Annotated in this window: 12 protein-coding genes; 3 read left to right on the forward strand and 9 right to left on the reverse strand. The window is 36.8% G+C overall.

The window, feature by feature from the left end:
* Positions 1–152: 152 nt before the first annotated feature.
* From DET49_RS16635 to DET49_RS16660, 6 genes are all read right to left on the reverse strand, one after another.
* The gene (locus tag DET49_RS16635; RefSeq protein ID WP_133549763.1) at positions 153–3905 is read right to left on the reverse strand and encodes an ATP-binding protein; all 3753 of its coding nucleotides are present in this window, start codon (positions 3903–3905) and stop codon (positions 153–155) included.
* A 50-nt stretch (positions 3906–3955) separates the two neighbouring features.
* Positions 3956–4618 (reverse strand): ATPase, encoded by a 663-nt coding sequence (locus tag DET49_RS16640; protein ID WP_034892256.1) that lies wholly within the window; start codon positions 4616–4618, stop codon positions 3956–3958.
* A complete protein-coding gene (locus DET49_RS16645; RefSeq protein ID WP_133549765.1) occupies positions 4602–5357 on the reverse strand; it encodes a hypothetical protein in 756 nt (251 codons plus the stop codon). Before DET49_RS16645 ends, DET49_RS16640 begins: the two co-directional genes overlap by 17 nt.
* A 2-nt stretch (positions 5358–5359) precedes the next feature.
* Complete coding sequence (locus DET49_RS16650; protein WP_034892262.1) at positions 5360–5641, reverse strand: helix-turn-helix domain-containing protein; 282 nt, start codon at positions 5639–5641, stop codon at positions 5360–5362.
* A 251-nt stretch (positions 5642–5892) separates the two neighbouring features.
* Positions 5893–6726, reverse strand: coding sequence for an RteC domain-containing protein (locus DET49_RS16655; RefSeq protein ID WP_133549767.1), 834 nt, complete (start codon positions 6724–6726; stop codon positions 5893–5895).
* A gap of 102 nt (positions 6727–6828) precedes the next feature.
* Positions 6829–9246 carry a bifunctional aminotransferase class I/II-fold pyridoxal phosphate-dependent enzyme/GNAT family N-acetyltransferase gene (locus tag DET49_RS16660; protein ID WP_133549769.1) on the reverse strand — a complete coding sequence of 806 codons (2418 nt, stop codon included), beginning with the start codon at positions 9244–9246 and terminating at the stop codon, positions 6829–6831.
* Between the two features lie 224 nt (positions 9247–9470).
* Between DET49_RS16660 and DET49_RS16665 the strand changes: the two genes are divergently transcribed.
* Genes DET49_RS16665 through DET49_RS18770 form a run of 3 tightly spaced genes read left to right on the forward strand, consistent with a single transcriptional unit; the run spans position 9471 to position 11291 of the window.
* The gene (locus DET49_RS16665) at positions 9471–9848 is read left to right on the forward strand and encodes a hypothetical protein (protein ID WP_133549771.1); all 378 of its coding nucleotides are present in this window, start codon (positions 9471–9473) and stop codon (positions 9846–9848) included.
* 13 nt (positions 9849–9861) lie between these two features.
* Positions 9862–10785 (forward strand): helix-turn-helix domain-containing protein, encoded by a 924-nt coding sequence (locus DET49_RS16670; RefSeq protein WP_133549773.1) that lies wholly within the window; start codon positions 9862–9864, stop codon positions 10783–10785.
* 47 nt (positions 10786–10832) lie between these two features.
* The gene (locus DET49_RS18770) at positions 10833–11291 is read left to right on the forward strand and encodes a DUF6520 family protein (RefSeq protein ID WP_243729703.1); all 459 of its coding nucleotides are present in this window, start codon (positions 10833–10835) and stop codon (positions 11289–11291) included.
* Positions 11292–11344: 53 nt separating this feature from the next.
* Here DET49_RS18770 and DET49_RS16680 read toward each other — a convergent pair whose 3' ends face one another.
* From DET49_RS16680 to DET49_RS16690, 3 genes are read right to left on the reverse strand one after another with little or no spacing between them, the layout of a single operon-like run.
* Entirely contained in the window at positions 11345–14143 is a 2799-nt protein-coding gene (locus tag DET49_RS16680; RefSeq protein ID WP_166636601.1) for a M16 family metallopeptidase, read from the reverse strand.
* Between the two features lies 1 nt (position 14144).
* Positions 14145–15548, reverse strand: a complete 1404-nt coding sequence (locus DET49_RS16685; protein ID WP_133549777.1) for a RagB/SusD family nutrient uptake outer membrane protein — start codon at positions 15546–15548, stop codon at positions 14145–14147.
* 9 nt (positions 15549–15557) lie between these two features.
* Entirely contained in the window at positions 15558–18530 is a 2973-nt protein-coding gene (locus DET49_RS16690; protein ID WP_133549779.1) for a SusC/RagA family TonB-linked outer membrane protein, read from the reverse strand.
* Positions 18531–18999 lie beyond the last annotated feature (469 nt).

Genomic DNA, 18999 nt, shown 5'->3' on the forward strand with positions numbered 1-18999 from the left:
ATTTGAAGACCGCATTAGGCTCGATTTGGCAACCACTCCTTCGGGGGTACCCCCGAAGGAGTGAAGCAAAGGACAGAGTTCAGATTACACTCCCTTGGGAATTGAGGTGATAAAATGTATTCGCAAAATAGTACTAGAAATAATAGGGCATATTAGAAGTCGGAAGGTCTTATGAATTTTTGCATTCGCTCATGTTCTGCGTGATTATGTTCTGATTGAATTATCTTTTTTATAAATGCTTTGATTGGAATGATCTCAATCACCATTTTGGATTTTTCGACTATGGCCAGAATCCTTTCCCACCTTTTTGCGTGTAATACACCCCAATTAACCTCACCCATTTGTACTCCTGGATTTCCTGGCCAATCTATTTGTTTGAAAAATTCTACATTGCTATTTAAATCAAGAAAGAAAAGTAGTAATTCTTCAAATTTATCATTGAATTGCTTTCTGATTATATCAAATATGACTTCAATCTGTTTACGATTTTCTTGATTATTTGTAATATATGATTTCAAGAAATTTAAGGCGTTTTTAGACTGTATTGTATCCAATTCATTAAATAATACGGATACGGAATGACCACCCAAACCAAAATAAGGTTCTGCATCTACTAGAAATTCGATTACAGCAGATATTTCTTTAAATCTATCTGAAGTGTCCCATATAAATCCAATTTTCAAATTGTCATTCCTACGCCCCAAATCATATTTCGAATAGAACACGTTGAAGAAATCAAATAAGAATTCAGGATAGGATACATAGAGGTTTTTAAATCCTTTCTTTTCATAATCAAAAGTAAAACTGGTCTTACCTAGTGTGTATTGCTGAAAATATAGTTTGCTCATTAGAGCGTAATCATCCTTAAGTTGATCAAAGCCATCCGTATATGGATATTCTGAGGTTCGTAAATTAATCCCTTCCTCAATTTTCTGCGATATAATATATAAAATTTCTTTTATGGCATCCGTTTTAACCAAGTTGAACTTTTTGTATTCTTGAATATAGAGATATGCGTTACAGTCGATGCTCTTAAGAGTGGATTTTAAATTATCGTAATAATTATTGTTGACGAAATCCGAAGGGAGTCGTTCGAAAAAAGTCAATTTCCAATAAATGGAATTCTCACCGCTCCAATTTTCTAATATGCTCCAGAGTTTCTTAGAGTTTAGTTTGGAACTTTTTACAATGACACTAATAGTTCGGTAAAGGCATCTAATCTTATAATTCTTGTTTAAATATTCTTCTAAAAGTTGCAATCCTATATCTTCGTCTTGCAAAAAATTTTCTTCGAAAATTACCTCTAGCGACTTTTCTATCTGCGAATGATTTCGATCAATAATTGCCTGAGAATTATTTATACAATCAAAAAAAGCAGGAAAATCATTAATTGATTGAAAGGTGAAATTCTGTTTTAAATCATCTGACTTTACTCTCTCATATTCACGCCAATCTTCAAATTCATATTCCTCTTTGTCCCTGAACCTATTCCAATCCAATTTTCTAAAATTTTTGTAGGCTTTTGTATTAAATGCAGATTCTAATTCATTAAAAATCTCCCCATCAATTCTATCTTCATTTGTTAATGATATTGATAAGTCATTTGCCGAATGAGATTCAATAAATGATTGGGGGGAAAAATTTTCTAGAATAAAAGGTATAAGAAACGACAGGTCATATTCCAATAGCTTGGGAGTTCTTTTTCTATATCCAGGGCGAAAATTATTTATTGATTTAATAACCTTGCTTCGGTAGTTGTCAAATAAAGTAAAGAGCGTTTTCCAAATTGTAGCCCTTAGTAATTCTATTTCTTTAGTCTGAGGTATAGGATAATCGTAAAAGGTAATTGTGTGTTTTCTTCCACCGTGTACTATATGAAATGAATGTTGAAGAAATGTTTCGGAAACAGCAAAAAAAGCTATACAGAAATGCTCTTTTCCTTTGGCAATTCTTGAACACATAAGTTCTATGAATTTACTTTGGCGGGCAAAGCCATACCGTTCGTCACGTTCATCGAATAAAAGAGTTTCCCGAATCCTTCGAATGAATTCTGGCAGATGTTCTGGCTTCTTTCTTATATATTCAAATGCCAGTATTACTGCGGGTTCAAAAGATTCAGTTTGATGGCGAAAGAATCTGGTTAGAAAATCAAGAGTTTGTTCTTTACTATGTACAAAATCATTCGTTTCATATTCTGTAAGATATTTTGGATTCTCTGGCTCCGATAGATTATTTATTTTCTGCCCGAAATAACTTAATACGTCTTCAGGTTTATAAAACCAAAATTGGTCCAAAAAAGTCAAAGTTTTGTTTTCATCATTTTGAATTCTTACCAAATATTTATCTAGTGCAGGATTTATTTTTGAAAAAACCTTATCGTATCCAAAAGAATTGTTGGCTGGAATTATTGTATCGGTATACCTATGTTTGTAACCATCAAAATAGTTAAAGAGTAATTTGTCAAAAGATAAGAGACCATCTTTAATAAAGACCAAGTAGAAAAAGTATGTGGCCATTACCTGTTCAGATATCCGAATGTGGTTGTATTGAACTTCTACTAATTCTTTTTTATGCAATTCCTCTACAGCTTCATTAAATTTATAGTAGTCAATCTCAAAATTCTCTAAAATCGTTTCAATTACATCTTTGTCTTCCCTATTTATTGTGAAAAAGAATGAAATCAAACCAAGAACTTGCATCTGAACCTTATTCTGAAATATATCTAAGTCTGAAGTTACATTTTTAAAATATGTATCATAGAGCTCGGTAACATCTCCTGCTAAGAATTCATATTGTTTATCGAGTGCGATTTTAGCACCCATTATGGCTAGTCTTGCATTGCCATCGGATAATTCGACGATTTTCTTCTGATACTTAGAATTCTGAATACCAAATGATTCACTTTCAAGTAATTGAACAATCTCTTCGTCTGAAAATTTTGGAATGTCAATTGTTTCATTATCAAAAACAAACGATTCTTTAAGAATGTCTGTTAAGGCATAATTTCTGACAGTTAAAACTAATTTAATTTTCCCTTTTCGGACTTCTTTAAAGACACCAAAAAGTTGTTGTAGGTTTATAAGTTGTCTGTTAGCATCATCTACAAATAAAATGTAGTCATTATCCTGTTGTAATTGTATTTTTAAATCTTCGTAGATATCCACATCCTTTTTAACAATAACATAGGGAGTATATGAGGTATTCTGCTCTAAAAACTGGTCAATTGATTTAAGAGCAATCTTTGTTTTTCCAACTCCTGCGGCTCCAGAAATAATTACGAGGTCTGATTCATTAATCGCATCATTTATCTGTTTCAATTCATTTTCACGATGCAGAAATACGTTATCTAGTGGAGTAGATAAATTATTCGCTTTGTTATTGTATTCTGCTATAAATCCTGAAAGTGTTTGTATTTGTCCTGTTTCTAATTTTATGTCCAAAAATTCTCTAGCGAGGAGGAGGTATTTGGAGAGTATTTCAAGAGCTAATGTATCGACTCCAATCAATTCCAGTTTTATATTTTTGGATTGAGCATATTCCTGTATTTTAACCTCTTGGGCAGTTTTTAATCTTCCGTTAAAACAAATTATAATTCTGTCTATTTGTTTAGAGGCAACTTTGGTAATTGATCCGTCCAAACACTTATCAATATCCTCTTTCATTTTTTCTGGTAATGAAGAAGATTGCGTTGTGTGTTCAACATAACCCAATTTATTGTTAGACAAACGGATAAATGAATCCGGCGTACCTTTTACGGTTTTCTCTTTCCCAAATTGGCTGCCAGTACGTTCAATACTTGTAAATTCTCGCTCTCTTAGGACTAAGTATGTATCGCAAAGATTTTGAAATCTTGCACTGTTTATTTGGTGAAGTCTATTCTCAATATCTTGAAGTCTACCAGACATAATATTCAATATTTGAAATTAAAGATAGATCCAAGTTACTAAAAACTCATCTACTTCCTCTTATCCCCAGCATTCCTATCAAAAGCTACTAAATTAAATAATTCACGCATCCGGCTACGAACACGGTTACCATATCGTTCTTCCAGTTCTTCTGCATTTAAATTCGTAGTGGCGTGGGTCCTTAGCTTTTTACGGGTCTCAAGGAAGAGTTCATACCGGGATAACAGCACTTCACCCATAACGTTTAGATCCTTACCATAGAATCTTCCAGGGGGTTCTACGCCAAGGTCATCAAAACAAAAAAACTTAGTATCGCCATAATCCTTAATAGTTTTATAGCCTATATGGTTGAAACTAAATGTAACATTTCGGCAGGGAATCATTTCATAAGGACGCTGCCTGGGAGCCAAATGCCTTAGGAGCTTCATTAGAGAAGTCTTACCACATCCTACAGGCCCGGACAGTAATATTCCCTTTTCTAGATCGAGACCATATTTTTTACAGATTGCTTCATCCCGGATGAAATAGGAGGTGAGTTTTAAGAGAATAGCCTTGTCTTCTTTGTAAATCTTAAATTGCTTTCCAAAAAGTAGCTTGCCCTTAGCATCGAGATATTTTAAAATTTTGGGAAAGTCATAATGAACGCAAGTCCCATCGAATTTCCCCAGGGAATACTCCACACCGCCTTCGGTTATTTTAGAGGGGTTGTCCATAATCTTTATTTTTAGTGGTTCGCAAGTTGTCCCGGAAATGGGACACCTCCTGCTTTTTATTTAATCTATTTTTTTCTTTCATAAGCGATTTTTGTTCGACCCAATATTTTGCTAGAGCTCTCCAATCTCTCACGTCAGAACCATCGCTTGTCTGCCACTGCCTGTCTTCATAGTACTCGTAAAACTCTTTTCCATCATCAGGATTAAAATTTTTATCATTAAAAAAATCTAAAACTATCTGCAAGCTGTTTGGTTGTTTATTATGTTTTATTGGTTTAGTATTGTTTATAGTAGATACCAATACTTGTCCACCTGAGGGACGCTGCGAGTACACAGCTTGTTCATTATTGGGAGGGTACCGGTTCACTACTGGTTCTCGTATGGGATGGTAGCGTTCCGCAAGATGTTCTAATTTGGGATCGTAATAGTCTTCTGCAGGTTCATCACCTGTCCCAATAATGGCCATCTTAATTTTACTGCCTTTGTAAGGATTATTTGATGGGAAGTAGCAAAGGTATTCCCAGGTATCAAGATCGGTTACACACCTGTGATAGGTAGATTTAGAACCGATCTTGGCTACTTGCATTAAATCCCTGCGGTTTACAAAAAAATCCTTTGCAAACCGGCTACTATTCCATTCCTGGAATAAGGCCATATATAAGCTAATATGGGTAGGATTCAAGCGATCATCATAATAGAACTTCTCAAAAGCGGCGTTTAATTGCTTGATATAGTTCATTGCTATAGATCTAAATTAAGTACACGATTCTCTTCCATGACCTTTTGAATTTCAGCAGCATCGTAATAAATAATACCTCCTATCTTAGTATAGGGTAGCGTCCCATTTATTCGTAAATTTTGAAGCGTTCCCGGGCTTATTTGTAAATAATCCATGACCTCTGCAGATTTTAGGTATTTTTTTATTTTACCTGATTTTTGCTGGTTCAACAGTTGTTTAATGTCTTCGAGTAATTCCATTTTGAAATCCTGAAGATCGTCTGTAGTAATAATTGATGTTGGCATAATAGAACAAATTTTATGGCTCGGAACATTTCATTTGTTTGTTCCTGACCTGGTTTATAATTGTTCTATAAAATTGAAATTGTTTGCAGGAAATAATTCCCTAGGTTTTTCGTAGTACGAAAAAGTTTAACGTTTAATAGAAAATGACGAGGATTGCTATAATTTGAGGTAAAGGTAGGAGGGAAGTAGCAGAAATTCTTTGTAAAATTAATGTAGAGCTGATTTTCGTAGTTACGATTTACTTCGAAAATTCACCTTTCATCATCCTGGCGCATTTTTGCTTCCAATTTTGCAGCTATTTGGTGAAGATATTTACTTCTAGGATCTTTTCTGGCTCTCATCTCACCATATGTTTTATGATAGTTATCGAGCTTAATATTAAAAAAATCTTCAAAGGCAGAGATAAGCGTTTTAAGATCCGCAGTCCCATTGTTGATATCTCCTTTAAGATATAAACTATAGATTACCTCTACTAAAGAAGTTTTGGATCCGGACCATCGTAATAAATTTGGTTGGCGTTCCCGGAAATTCCCAATGCTTCCGGGCTGTATCAATTCTAATTTCTCTCGGATATAATGGATGTACCTGTATAAAGCCTGGACTTTAGACCAAAGCATATCGTGGCTGGTCGAAAATTCAGGATTTTGATAATAGTTAATAGTTGGGCTAAAGGAGAAATCCATTTTTCCACTGCGACTGAAAAATTGTGGATCCAGGTAATTGTGGTTTTGCTCCATATAGTTGACAAAACTGTTATTTTCAGAAAAAAATCTATTGATCTTTTTAATCTCCTTTTCCAAATAACGAACTTTATGAGAGTTACCGACTTTCGGGAGCTTTAATTCACAAGACCTGACTTCGGTAAAATAAATAAGATAGCTCATCGGGAAAGGTTTTATATTTTTAAAAAACTCAATTTCCGCTTGAGTATTTTCAAAATCATTCTTATCAACTTGCTTTTGTAATTTGGAAAGAATTTTAATACATAAACTAATGCCATCTTCAGCTTTCTTCAAATCAGATTTACCTGACTGAATTAGGCTTTCAACATTTTCGCTGAATATCGACATTGTTTTCTCGAACATGAGATTTGTATTTAATAAAAACAAATAATGCCTTTGCTGTGCTATTTTCAATACGGCTTTTTATAGGGTAAATATTAAAAAATATGCTTCAAAGGGGGGGTGTTAATCTTTACGTAACCAATCTAAAGCTTCAAGACTAAAGTTGTCATCCGCTTGAACATAGGCTATTTTAGGTATTAAAGTGGCTCCCAATTTCTTTTTTTCAAAACTGGCGCTAAGGCCAAAATTAATTTTTTCGAACTTTAAAATCCCGGCCGTTTTTATTGCCTGGAGTAAAAGCTGGCGATAGACATTTAATTTTTCATTATATTCATAATCCACGCCTACAAAAGCGGGTATGAAAGTTTTTCCAGATCGCGTTATAAACATCACACCTACGATCTTATCCAATGCGTCGGGATTATCTGCTTTAAGATATAATGTTAGAAAATCCCACTTCGGACTTTTAACCATTTCAGTAAATAGCTTTTTAGGAAATTTAAAAGTGTTAATTCCTAAATTGTTACTCCAAACCTCTTCAAATAACTGGTAATATTTGTCAATTTGTTCTGGGGTAGGGGAGCATACGATCCTGGTTTTAAAATAGTTCTCAAATGCCTTGATATCCTTTCTGAAATGTTTCCTGGAGCGTTTACTGAGTGTGGAAATATATTGTTCTTCATTTCGCCAATTGAAATTGGCAATTTCACAGGAATCGGGCATTTCTAAGGAAATAAAACCTTGCTTGTGAAGAAAAGCGTTCAACGTATTTGTTTTTTCAAAATCCCTTAAAATGATGAGTTTAGCCCCTACGTTAGACTTTATTTCATCAATTTTCTTCAGAAATAACCGCATCGAGCGAATATGTAATGGATGATCATCGTCTAAAAACAAATGGGCTCCCTCTGAAAAAACTGATCCTAAGGATAGCACCATATCGGTCATATAATAGGGATCCTGTTCACGTATTTCTTCAATGGCTTTCGAGGTTTTTGCATCCGATAGCATATCATTTTTTAAAAGCGCACTGGTAAGGGGTGCCGCCAAAATGATTTTCCCTATTTTGTCTTTTATGGTAATGTAATGGAAGGCCCAATTATGCTCCTTTAAATTATTATTGGTAAACACTTTCTCTAAAAAATCAAGACCGTCCCAATCAAATGTACCTTTTCCGAAAAAACAGGTATCCCATTCCGATTTATTTATTTGTTGAATGGTTTGGGTATATTCCAGATTTAGCTCTTCCATTTGAGTAGTTACAGGATTATTCTTTTCGGTTGTTTGGATTCCAAATGATTTGTAAATCCTGGTTAAATCAGTATGGGTTTCTTCCATAGCCAGGGGAAAGTAATAATTCATCGCATCCACTAGGGCCTGAATATCTTTCAATTCGTTATGCCTAGAAATCGTGATTCTAACTCCGGTATTTTTAACCGGAACTGCTGGAAACAAACCAAGATTAACAAAAAAACCGGCATTCATCATTTTGCGTACAAAATTATATCCTGTAGCCGGTAACCCTGTACCAATATAAAATACCGGGGAGGTATTCTTATGTACCAGCGGTAGATCTGAAGCCTCTAGTAATTTATTAAAATATTCAATTTTAGCAGCTAAACCTGACTGTAGCTCATAGATTTCAGGGGAGAGATGAATTTCCGCAGAAGCAGTGGCAGCAGCAACTGAAGCAGGTTCCAATTGGGCTGAAAATGTTAGGGGTCCTCCGAAATTTTTAATTTTTTTATGCAATTTTTTATCAGGACATACTAGCACTGCACCACTAGCCCCAAAAGTTTTACTCAACGTGCCGATTAAGAGTAGATTCTGGGGAAGCTCTTTCAATACAGACATAACATAACCCGAACCGTGCTTTCCTTTCCAACTCATTCCGTGCACATCATCTATATAGAGGTGTAATTGCGGGTACTTTTTGGACAACTCCATTAAGTCCTGTAAAGGGGCAAAATCCCCGTACATGGAATAAACCCCGTCTGCCATATACCAAATTTTATTGGCCTTATTTCTTAAGTCTTTGATATAATGTTCCAGCATATCCATATTGCTATGCCTGATCATCCTTACTGTTACTCCTTTTGATTTTAAAACCTCCGTGGCACTTTGAACACTCCAATGTACCTGGTGATCCAAGATCACCGCATCACCATCCCTTATAGCTGTGGGAATGACTGCTAAATGCCCAAGTGTACTATTTTTAGTAATGAGTATGGGGTGCTGGTACATTTCAAATATTTTTTCTTCCAGCGGAGCATAGAGCGGGTGCGAAATATATGTTTTGGATAGTGGAAACTGGGTTCCGTATTTTTCTATAGCATCTATTGCTGCTCTTTTTAACCTTTTATCTTGTTCAAGTCCCAAGTAACCCGTTGTTCCGAAGTGATAAGAAGGTTTACCGTTAATGGTTATACGCCGTCCGTTTAATTCATTGCCCTCTGCATGGAGATGGATTACTCCTGCATCGGAGGCATTAGTGATTACTTCATCAACCGTATCCAGAAAATTATTGTGTTTAACCTTAGCCATAATTTTTGATATGAAAATTTCCTTTTCAAGCTATGATAAATATCTATTATAATTCTGTGCGTTACAATAAAAAGTCTTTTCAGAACAGTTATTCGGCTTTTCGTTCAAATAGCTTTAAAACTTATGAGAATAACTTTATCACATAATATATAATTCAAGAAAAATGTTCTGGTAAGACGTATTGGGATTTTGTTTTATATTAGTGATATCCAAATTATTACGGGATGGTTGTGGATGGTACTTATGCAAAAATGTGGATTTCCAAGGGGATCCTTTATTTTATCTATAAAGAAATTTATGAGATTAATAGGAGTATGGCCAAACAAATCGTAAGCCAGCGATTACAGCTGCAAAATGAAAATTCATATCCTATATTTTGTGATCTAAGGGCTGTCACCCTTGCTCAAAAACAAGCCAGGGACTATTTGGCTATTGAAGGTGCATATATGACAACGGCACTCGCACTCCTGGTTAAAGATGAGCACGCCGAGGTAATCACCCAGATGTATATTAAAATAAATAACCCGGCTTATCCTACCCGGGTATTTACTAATAAGGAAAAGGCGCTTTCGTTCTTGCAGGACTATAAAAGTAACCATTAATAAAATAATAATTATGGAAAAGGAAATCAGCAACGAGGAGAAAATGAGGTTCAATTCTTTGTACCAACAAATCATCGAGATTGCCTGTGGTAATTTTATGTTTCGCCAGGAACCGTCAGGTCGCCGAGACCCACTAGATACTATTGGCGTATTACTAAATATGATGTCCGAAGAAATTTATAATTCCTGTTTTAAATCCCAGCAGCAGGAGGAACATACGGAATATCATTTTTCAATATTCCTGGATAATAGCTACCATATAACTTCATATACTACCCAAACTCCCAAGATCCTGAAATGGGATGAGAAAAAAATTGATAGACCAATTTCAGAAATTCTTTCCAATAATTCCGTAACTGTTTTAAAAAAGGAACTGGAATTAAATGATGGAAAACCTTATCAGCGATTAATTACTTTAGACTTTCTAACTGAAAATAAAAGTCTATATAGGACTCCCTGCACTATTCAGAAGATGACAGGTATTAATTCAGACTGTTCATATGTAATTACCGCTTTTCGTTTCGAAAATAGGATTGAGGAGGACGAGAAAGATAGTAACCCAGCCAGGTCTTCAAAATCAGGAAGGAAGGAGAGTGCCGCAACAAAAATACTGCTAAAGCAAGTACGTCTTTATATTCTCCGGAATCTGCATACTGAACTGCCATCCCTTAAGGAATTAGGACTTATTCACCGTACGAACAAAACTAAACTCAAAGAAGGATTTAAGAAAATGTATGGCACTACCATACCCCGGTTCCATATGAAAAAAAGACTTGAAAAAGGTGCCCTTTTAATTCGAAGTACGGAATTGCCTATTTCCATAATTATGCAGAAATGCGGTTTTAAGGATCATTCACATTTTTCTAAAAATTTCAAACTTCAATATGGTCAGACGCCTTCGCAGTATAGAATGGAAAATGCCTGGTCCATTTTATAACAGAATAGTTTTTCGGCTTTAGCGACCATTTTTTTTGAGGTTATTTGATGAAATTTACTATTGTAAATGATAGTAGCCTTAAGCTTATACTACTTTCAAATTTCAGTATTGTACTGGAATATTTACACCATAAAAGAAAAGTTACAAATCTTTTTGCGCAGAAAGTAGGAGAAGCCGAAAATCCTTCAAAGAGTAGGTATATTTTTAATCTTTATATTATGAAAAAGCTATTTTTAATTCCAGCAATGGCGCTTCTTGTTGTTTTAGGCATGTCCTTTACAAATGTAGGAGGTGAAACCGACAATGAGCCGGCGACCCTGGTCAACGATTATGTCTTGATTAGTGGGAACTGGCAACCAATTGCTGAACAGGATTGTTCAGGTGGACAATATCATTGCCAGGTGAAATTCAGTGAGAATGGACAGGCTTATGATGTGTATGATGAAATGAATGTCAATACACTCAAAGAGAGCCCTACCAGACCACCAAAATTGATTAATCCATAATCATTTAATTTAAGTATCCCGGATTTGTCCGGGATACTTGTTATAAAAGAATTCTATTTATTCTTGGGTATTATTATTATTTCCTGTCGTTTATCCAGAGACAGGTATTTTTTTGCGGCCTCGTTGACATCTTCCAAATCGATGAAATGTTTTAGTAAGGAGGAATACTGTAAAACTTCTTCTGTAGCACTTCTTTCACTGTTCTCATATCTTTTTAGAAAATCCGGCCAAAAATTTACAAGGTAGAACCTATCCAGCCTTGGTTCGTACCTATCTATTCTCAACGGAATGGCTGTCTCCAACCAGGTTGGGGCAACTCCTTTATCACGGAGTTGTTTAAATTCTTCAACAGCCGATTTAATCATTTTGTCCTGATTTCCAAGGTCACTATCAAAACTTATAATAAAAGCATAGATCCCTTTTTCAAAATCCATCCACTTACCATAGGCATGAGGCATATAGGAGCCACTTCTTAAGCGGTCAAAAATCGCCTCGTCTAACCTTTTCCATAAAAGATCCAGCACTACCTGTGTTTTAGAACTATAATCTATTTGCACCGGGAAGTATAGTTCGACTACGGCATTATTGACATCTTCGTATTCAACCGTTTCTGAAATGGTCTTAAAATTATAGGTGAATTGATTCTGGAACATATTATTCTCTATAACCGTTGGAAATTCAGACAGGTAATTTTGAACCTCTGGTATTAATTCTTCTGAGTTAAAATCTCCGGTGATAATAAAGGTGTAGCCATATAAATTTGTAAATTTATTATAGCCTTCATAATAATCTTGAAATGTGAGGGCGGCAATATCTTTTTTACTTATTTGCGGGACCTTGGTAAATAATGTCCTTTCAACCGTTTCACGAATCATCAGATTATGATCTAAGGTTTGGCTGAACTTCAATATTTGATCTTCTTTCCAATTTTCAAATGCCTGTTGATTGTATTTAGGATTGAGCAAATAGCGATGTAATACATTAAAAAAAGACTGTATATCGTTTTTTTGAAAAACTCCGTCAATAATAAACTGATTTTGAATATGATAATAATTCAATCTCATCTGATGATCCAGCATGAACTGCTTTAATTCAAATTTTGAGTAATCTTCAACATCTCCGTAGAACATCAAATCAGGTGCTGTAGTCGCAGTTATATATTCTTTTTTATTTCTAATAGAAATTGGAACTTCTTTGTATCCGTAGATTGAAACTTGATTCTTATAGCGTTCCATCCAGGGTTCTGAAGGCTTAAAGATCAGCTTTATTCCATTTGGCAATATTAATGAGCTTACTCCAATTTCATTTTCCTTTACCATGGATAGATCAACATTTTTTAAAGGTTGAAAAACGTTTGAAATAGTGTCAATTTCCCGGAAAATTAATTTGGATTTTTTTCGGGCTTTTACTTTCGCTTCCTGATACCATTTCATCACATTCTGATGCTTTGGTATGGATGAAACCGGAATATTAATAAAGGTATAATCGGTATTTTCAGAAAGTTGCCAACCGGTATTGATGTAATTCTTGATCTCCGATATTCCAATATCCTCCAATACCTGTCTTAACTCCCTCTCGTATCTTTCGCCAATAACTGCTCTATTTCCTAAAACAAAATGATTCAGTAAACTGATAGATATATCCCTTGATTCTGAATTTTTTGTTACGAGATCATCATATAAAACTTGTTTTGACTTTTCTAACATTTCTTTATCAATAGTCCCTTTCACTAATTCATCCGCTGTAAATAATTGCATCATATTTGACTTGATATCTAAATCATTATCAGTATCCACCATCCAATAATTTATCTGTAGTTGACCGTTCGCTAAAGAATTGCTACTAAAAGAGCTAGTATAGTTTTCAAACGGAGGATCGTATTGATCTTTTAATTTTTTTCCGATTTTATCATACATCATGCTAGTTAGCTTTTGCAGCAACATTTTTCGCAGATCTTCTCGCGAACGCACGAACTTTTCATCATTTTTACGCTTACTGGTAATTACTATCCTGGATGACTCATTAATGGAATCTTTAAGCGACTGGTACTGGTTTTTACCAGGAAGGATAATTTTAAATTGCTCATTGTACCTCTCAGGGCTTTCCGAATCGTAGCCGGACTTTAAATCGTTAAAACGATTAATTATTACCTTTTCGAGGCTGTCGGGGTTGATGTCTCCAACTATGATGGCAGCTTCTAGGTCCGGTCGATACCATTTATTATGGAATTCTTTTAAAGCTTCAATATTCACATTTCTCATACTAGCTTCTGAGCCTGCTTTATCCTGTAGCCCAAAATTCGTATTTGATAGGACGATATTGGAAATCGTATCTAGATACCAATCTCTATAATAAGACTTAGATCGGCCTTCGCCGATCACCGAACCGCTTTCCACCGCTACATCATTCTCTCTTATTATCATATTCCCCGACCATTCATATAGAAATTCCAAAGCAAGGTTCAATTTTTCCGGGCGGTCTGAAGAAAATGTAAGTTGGTACTCTGTAAAATCATAACCGGTTCTGGCCGCAAGAATAAGACTGGCAGAATCAGCAACCTTTAGAAGTTGCGGATATTTTACCGTATGAACGGCGCCAATATGCTCAAGAAGATGAGCATATTCTTTCTGATTTTGTTTTTGTTGATAATAACCCGCCTTCACTGCTAATAGCATTTGAATTTGTCCGGGAGGAACCTCGTTTTTCTTTATATAATAAGTAAACCCGTTTTTCAATTTGCCATATCTTACAGTCGTATCAAGATTTTTTTCAGTCAAAGCTTTAACTTGCTGAGCGAACAGCTGGTTTCCTAGTACTAAGAAAAGTATTGAAAGAAATATATAATTTTTCATTTTAGTACCCTTCATTTTGTGTCAGATTCGGATTCTTTTTTCTCTCGGATTCCGGTATTGGATAAAGCAAATCAGTTGTATTCCATGATGGATCTTCCCCTAGAACCTGTCCAGCCTGGCCGGTTCGCTTTAGATCAAACCAACGATGACCCCATTCCGAAAAAAGTTCCTTTCTTCGTTGTAATAAGATTTCTTCAAAAAGCTCCATCTCTGATATTTCGGGTTTAATTTCCGCAAATGGTTGCAGTCCTGATCTTAATCGGATCTCATCAACATCCTGCAAAGCACCAGCTAAATCACCCTGCTCCAAACGTGATTCCGCACGAATGAGGTATTGTTCGCCTAGCCGAAGAACCATAGAATATTCTTCTATTGGGAATTGGTTGCTAAGGCGCACTTTATATTTATGCACGTAATGAGCATCCAGTGCTTCGTTATACCCCACCCAGTTTTGAAACCTTTTATCGATGGAATCAAATTCAGCTATGAATGGTTCCTCCAATTTAATAGCCGCAAAAAATGAAAAGATTGGATCAATGATTTGAAAATTCCCTTCGTTAGTTTGTGTCGACAAACCCCCAGCTCCTATCGGAGAAATTTGCCAGATTGCCTCAGCACTATTGGCCAGAAAAACCTCGTCTAAGTCCTCTAATAATCCGTAGTTGCCAGTATCATTTATCACCAGACTGCTAAATTTTTCAGCTTCCTGCCAGTTCTCGGAATATAGGTAAACACGAGACAGAAAGGCCCTAACCACTTGTTTATTGATACTTGTTCTCTCGGTATTCCAATATTCTTCAGGAACCTGTTCTTCGGCCATTATTAAATCGGCGAGAATCTGATCATAAATGTCAATTTGGGAAGTTCTTGAAGCCAATTGGTTCTCGCGATAATCTGTCTTCAGTATAAGCGGAACATCCCCGTAAAGATTAGTCAGGTAGAAATAAGTAAATGCACGGACAAACCTCGCCTGACCTTCCATTTGATTTTTGAATGACTGTTCCAGATTATCCGCATTTTGCAAACCTTCCAGAAAAGAGTTCACGGCATAAATCATATTGTAGGCACTGGACCAGATACTTAGATTTTCTATATTATCGGGATCAATTTCATGTTCCTGGAATTGCATCCTGGAAACATTTCCTGTACTAATGGTTTGAATATTATCCGCTGATAAGCCTGCCATAGTGGTGATACTGCTTCTTCCCCCATTAGAATATTCCAACTGAAATAATTGGTAATAGATTCCTGTCATGGCACTTTCCACCGTGGCCTCGCTTTTGAATACCTCTTGCCTTACCAATTGGTTTGCAGGAGGATCGAGATCTACCATCTCTTCACAGGAGTAAAATAGGCAAGCCACTAATAAAATAATGAACTGGTATGTATAAGAATATTTTTTCATGATAATGTGTTAAAAATTAAGCTGTAGTCCTGCTGTAACAGATCTAAGATTTCCCATAGATATTGCTGAGGTAGGTAGTTCCGGATCTAGACCTTCATAAGGCGTCCATGTTAGCAGGTTTTGCCCATGAATAAATAACCGGATCTGGTCGGCATGCAGTCTTTTTGTCCATCTCATTGGTAAATTATAGCCCATGGAAAGTGTTTTGAGGCGTAGAAAAGAAGCGTCAGTAAAAGAAAAATCACTGTTTACCGCATCTATAAAAGCAATTGATGCTTCGTAGGACGCAGAATATCTCTGAAAATCTTCATTACCCAAAGCCACATCAAGAACATTGCTGTTCGTTCCGGCCTGGAATTCGGATAGCCTTCCTTCCTGTTTCACGTATTGTAAAAGAAATTCGAGATTGAAATTTCCATAACGTAAAGAATTGCTCAGGCCGCCAAAGAACTCTCTATTCAGATTTTTAGTAATAATCTGATCTTCAAAACTCAGGTTTCCGTCGTCATTTACATCCCTTACCGTATACAAACCTGTTTCAGGATCCAGGCCAGTATAATCATATAATAGTGCAATATTTAGGGGCTCACCTACGCGGTAAGTATTTGAATAAGAGGATTGATCGATATCCGGATATCGTAGTAATTTATTTTCCGGAAAACTAAGATTCAGATTTGTTCTCCAGCTAAACCTGTCATTACTGAAATTGATAGTTGCGAGTTCAATCTCCAGACCTTTATTTTGAACCGTGGCCGGCAGGTTAGCCTGTACGGAATTGAATCCAGCGATGTAAGGTAGCGAATACCCAACCAGCTGGTTGGAGGATCGGTTACGATACCAACTTACTCCAATATTCAACTTATCTTTCAAGAATCCGAGCTCTGTGGCCAGTTCCAGTTTTTTATTGACTTCCCAGGAATAGTCAGGATTGGCCAGTGCGACAGGATAAAGGCCTCCGGGACCTACGGTTGCCTGGTAGGCATCCAGATAACCATAATCTCCTATTTGGTCGTTCCCCGTGCTTCCATAGCTACCTCGTAGCTTTGCAAAAGATAGAAAGCTATCTACCTTTCCAAAAAAAGACTCTTCAGAAAGAATCCAGGCAGCGCCTATTGCCCCGAAACTGGCAAACCGGTTATTAGTACCAAACCGGGAGGAGCCATCCCTGCGACCGGTAAGGTTTAAAAAATACTTTTGATCCCAATTTAGACCGATTCTGGAAAAAAGGGCGACATACTTATATTCAGCCTGACCACTGCTAGCATTGATTATACTCTCCGCTGAACCTAAATCTCCTATTAATGATTCCGAAGCATAGCCCTGCCCCTGGAAAGAACTTCGGTCAGATCCATTTTTTTGCAAGGTTCCTCCAATTAAAAAATGTGTTTCCAGTTTTCCGAAGTTTTGATCATAGGTCAATTGCGGCTCAATAATCCATGATTTTCTATTAGTTGAAAGATGAGACGACCTGTTAACCGGGTTGGATGCCGGGGCATATGATCGAATGGGTAGTTTCCATAATTCGTCACTGGTAAAATTAGCATAGCCAAAACTGGATTTCAAGCGTAAACCTGATACTATTTCATAAGAAAGTACCAGGTTAGCGTTCAGGTTCCTGGTTTGGGTAGAGGTCGTATTGAAATATCCCTCCATCGGATTAGATAGCCCGGCCTCACTCCAGTCCTCCCAATTAAGACTTCCATCATCATTAAAAACTGATGGAGCATTTGGAGGTAACAAGATGTTGGCAGGGTTAAGGCCGTTTGTACCTGTTAAATTGTTTTGGTCAATTCCGTAATTCACATGGAGTTTTACCTCAAACAGGTTATCTTTTGATAGGTGATTTAGGGCTAGGTTACTGGTACCTTTGCGATAATCATAATCTCCCGGGTATATCGTTCCCTGTGAGAATACAGAACCTCCTATGCGGTACGTGGTATTGCCTTCCCCACCTGAAATTGCCAGGCTGGCATTGGTCACTTCGGCCTGACCGCCAAAAAAAAGATCCTGCCAGTCTGTATATCTTTCCTGATCCCATAAGACCAGATCGTAGGCATTGAAATTATCTGGCTCCACACCATCATTCTGGAAAGCCTCCCGCCGTACCTGCAAATACTGCGGGGTATTCAATAAATCAAGCTTCTCTGCTATAGAAGAACTACCGGTATAAATACGCGCTTCCAGCCCTCGGTTGCTGCCATTCTTAGTGGTAATTAATACCACCCCGTTTGCCCCCCGTGAACCGTAAATTGCTGTTGCATCTGCATCCTTCAAAACTTCAACACTTTCTATGTTTGCAGGATTCAAATTATTTAACGGATCTATACCGGAATTCGATAAAACCGAATTGCTCTCAACAGGAACAGAACTTACGGGAACCCCATCTATAATGTAAAGCGGATAGTTTCCTTCGCTTCGTAAACTGTTCGTTCCCCGTATCCTAATGGTGGGAGCGCCCCCAGGATTTGCTCCTCCAGAAATTATCTCAACACCTGCCATTCTTCCCTGCAATGCCTGAATAGGGCTCACCACCGGCTGGTTTTCTATTTCCTCGGCCGTTACCCTGGAAATATTACCTGTACTCTCGCGCCTGGTAGTATTATAGTAACCAGCATTAATTTTTACTTCGCCAAGGGCAGAAACATCCTCCTCTAATTGAATGCTAATTTCTTCGTTGTTATCTACCAGGATTTCTACAGTTTTATATCCTATATAGGAAAAGACCAAAATGCCATTGGCAGGAGCAGTGATGTTGTACTCGCCATCCAGGTTAGTTATTGTTCCTCTGTCGGTATTTTTAACTGTAACGGTCACCCCAGGTATAGGAATCCCGTTTTGATCTTGTACTACACCTGAAATTTCTTGCTGTTGCAAGGGCAGTGGGGCAGTGGTTGCCGCATTAGCAGCACTAGCAAGGAAGAAGAGTATCCCGCCTATAATAATTAGCGCCACCCATTTAAGGCGCGAGTAATTATTTTTCATAATTTTACGTGTGATTTTAAGTGAAACATTGTTTTACTTAAGCTTAGGCCTTCCCCTCCAGACGCCAATCTTCAGGGAAGGCTTTGAGCTTAATTCAAATAGTCCCTTTACTCTCGATGGAGGAGCAAGGGTATCCCGGCTCCCTATAGCCGAAACTGCAAACCTATTACTAATGTTCCCAAGCCCTTTTAAGGCTTTTCCCAACCCACGCTGTAAAAAAAAATAGGGTATCACAGCACCCACGGGATTGTAAAAATTTTGGCCTGTCCCGCAACAAGCCTAAGATTAGACATACTTTTAGATAACCAAAACAGTTGTTTTGGTGTTGCGAGACTTAAAAAATTGTAGAAAATCACTTTGAAAATTAAGAAGAGAAATGACGTAGTTCGAACTAAAAAATAGACGTGGAACTCAACTTATTGTATAGGAGGTACTGGCGGTACCTTTACCACAAATAAGTGAGCCCACG

It is taken from the genome of Salegentibacter sp. 24, assembly GCF_004362395.1.
In the GTDB taxonomy this organism is placed as follows: domain Bacteria; phylum Bacteroidota; class Bacteroidia; order Flavobacteriales; family Flavobacteriaceae; genus Salegentibacter.

Coding starts and splice junctions, on each gene's coding strand:
- DET49_RS16635 (WP_133549763.1), bottom strand. CDS start 3,905: ATGTCTGGTAGACTTCAAGATATTGAGAATAGACTTCACCAAATAAAC.
- DET49_RS16640 (WP_034892256.1), bottom strand. CDS start 4,618: ATGGACAACCCCTCTAAAATAACCGAAGGCGGTGTGGAGTATTCCCTG.
- DET49_RS16655 (WP_133549767.1), bottom strand. CDS start 6,726: ATGTTCGAGAAAACAATGTCGATATTCAGCGAAAATGTTGAAAGCCTA.
- DET49_RS16650 (WP_034892262.1), bottom strand. CDS start 5,641: ATGCCAACATCAATTATTACTACAGACGATCTTCAGGATTTCAAAATG.
- DET49_RS16665 (WP_133549771.1), top strand. CDS start 9,471: ATGGTTGTGGATGGTACTTATGCAAAAATGTGGATTTCCAAGGGGATC.
- DET49_RS16690 (WP_133549779.1), bottom strand. CDS start 18,530: ATGAAAAATAATTACTCGCGCCTTAAATGGGTGGCGCTAATTATTATA.
- DET49_RS16670 (WP_133549773.1), top strand. CDS start 9,862: ATGGAAAAGGAAATCAGCAACGAGGAGAAAATGAGGTTCAATTCTTTG.
- DET49_RS18770 (WP_243729703.1), top strand. CDS start 10,833: ATGAAATTTACTATTGTAAATGATAGTAGCCTTAAGCTTATACTACTT.
- DET49_RS16685 (WP_133549777.1), bottom strand. CDS start 15,548: ATGAAAAAATATTCTTATACATACCAGTTCATTATTTTATTAGTGGCT.
- DET49_RS16680 (WP_166636601.1), bottom strand. CDS start 14,143: ATGAAAAATTATATATTTCTTTCAATACTTTTCTTAGTACTAGGAAAC.
- DET49_RS16645 (WP_133549765.1), bottom strand. CDS start 5,357: ATGAACTATATCAAGCAATTAAACGCCGCTTTTGAGAAGTTCTATTAT.
- DET49_RS16660 (WP_133549769.1), bottom strand. CDS start 9,246: ATGGCTAAGGTTAAACACAATAATTTTCTGGATACGGTTGATGAAGTA.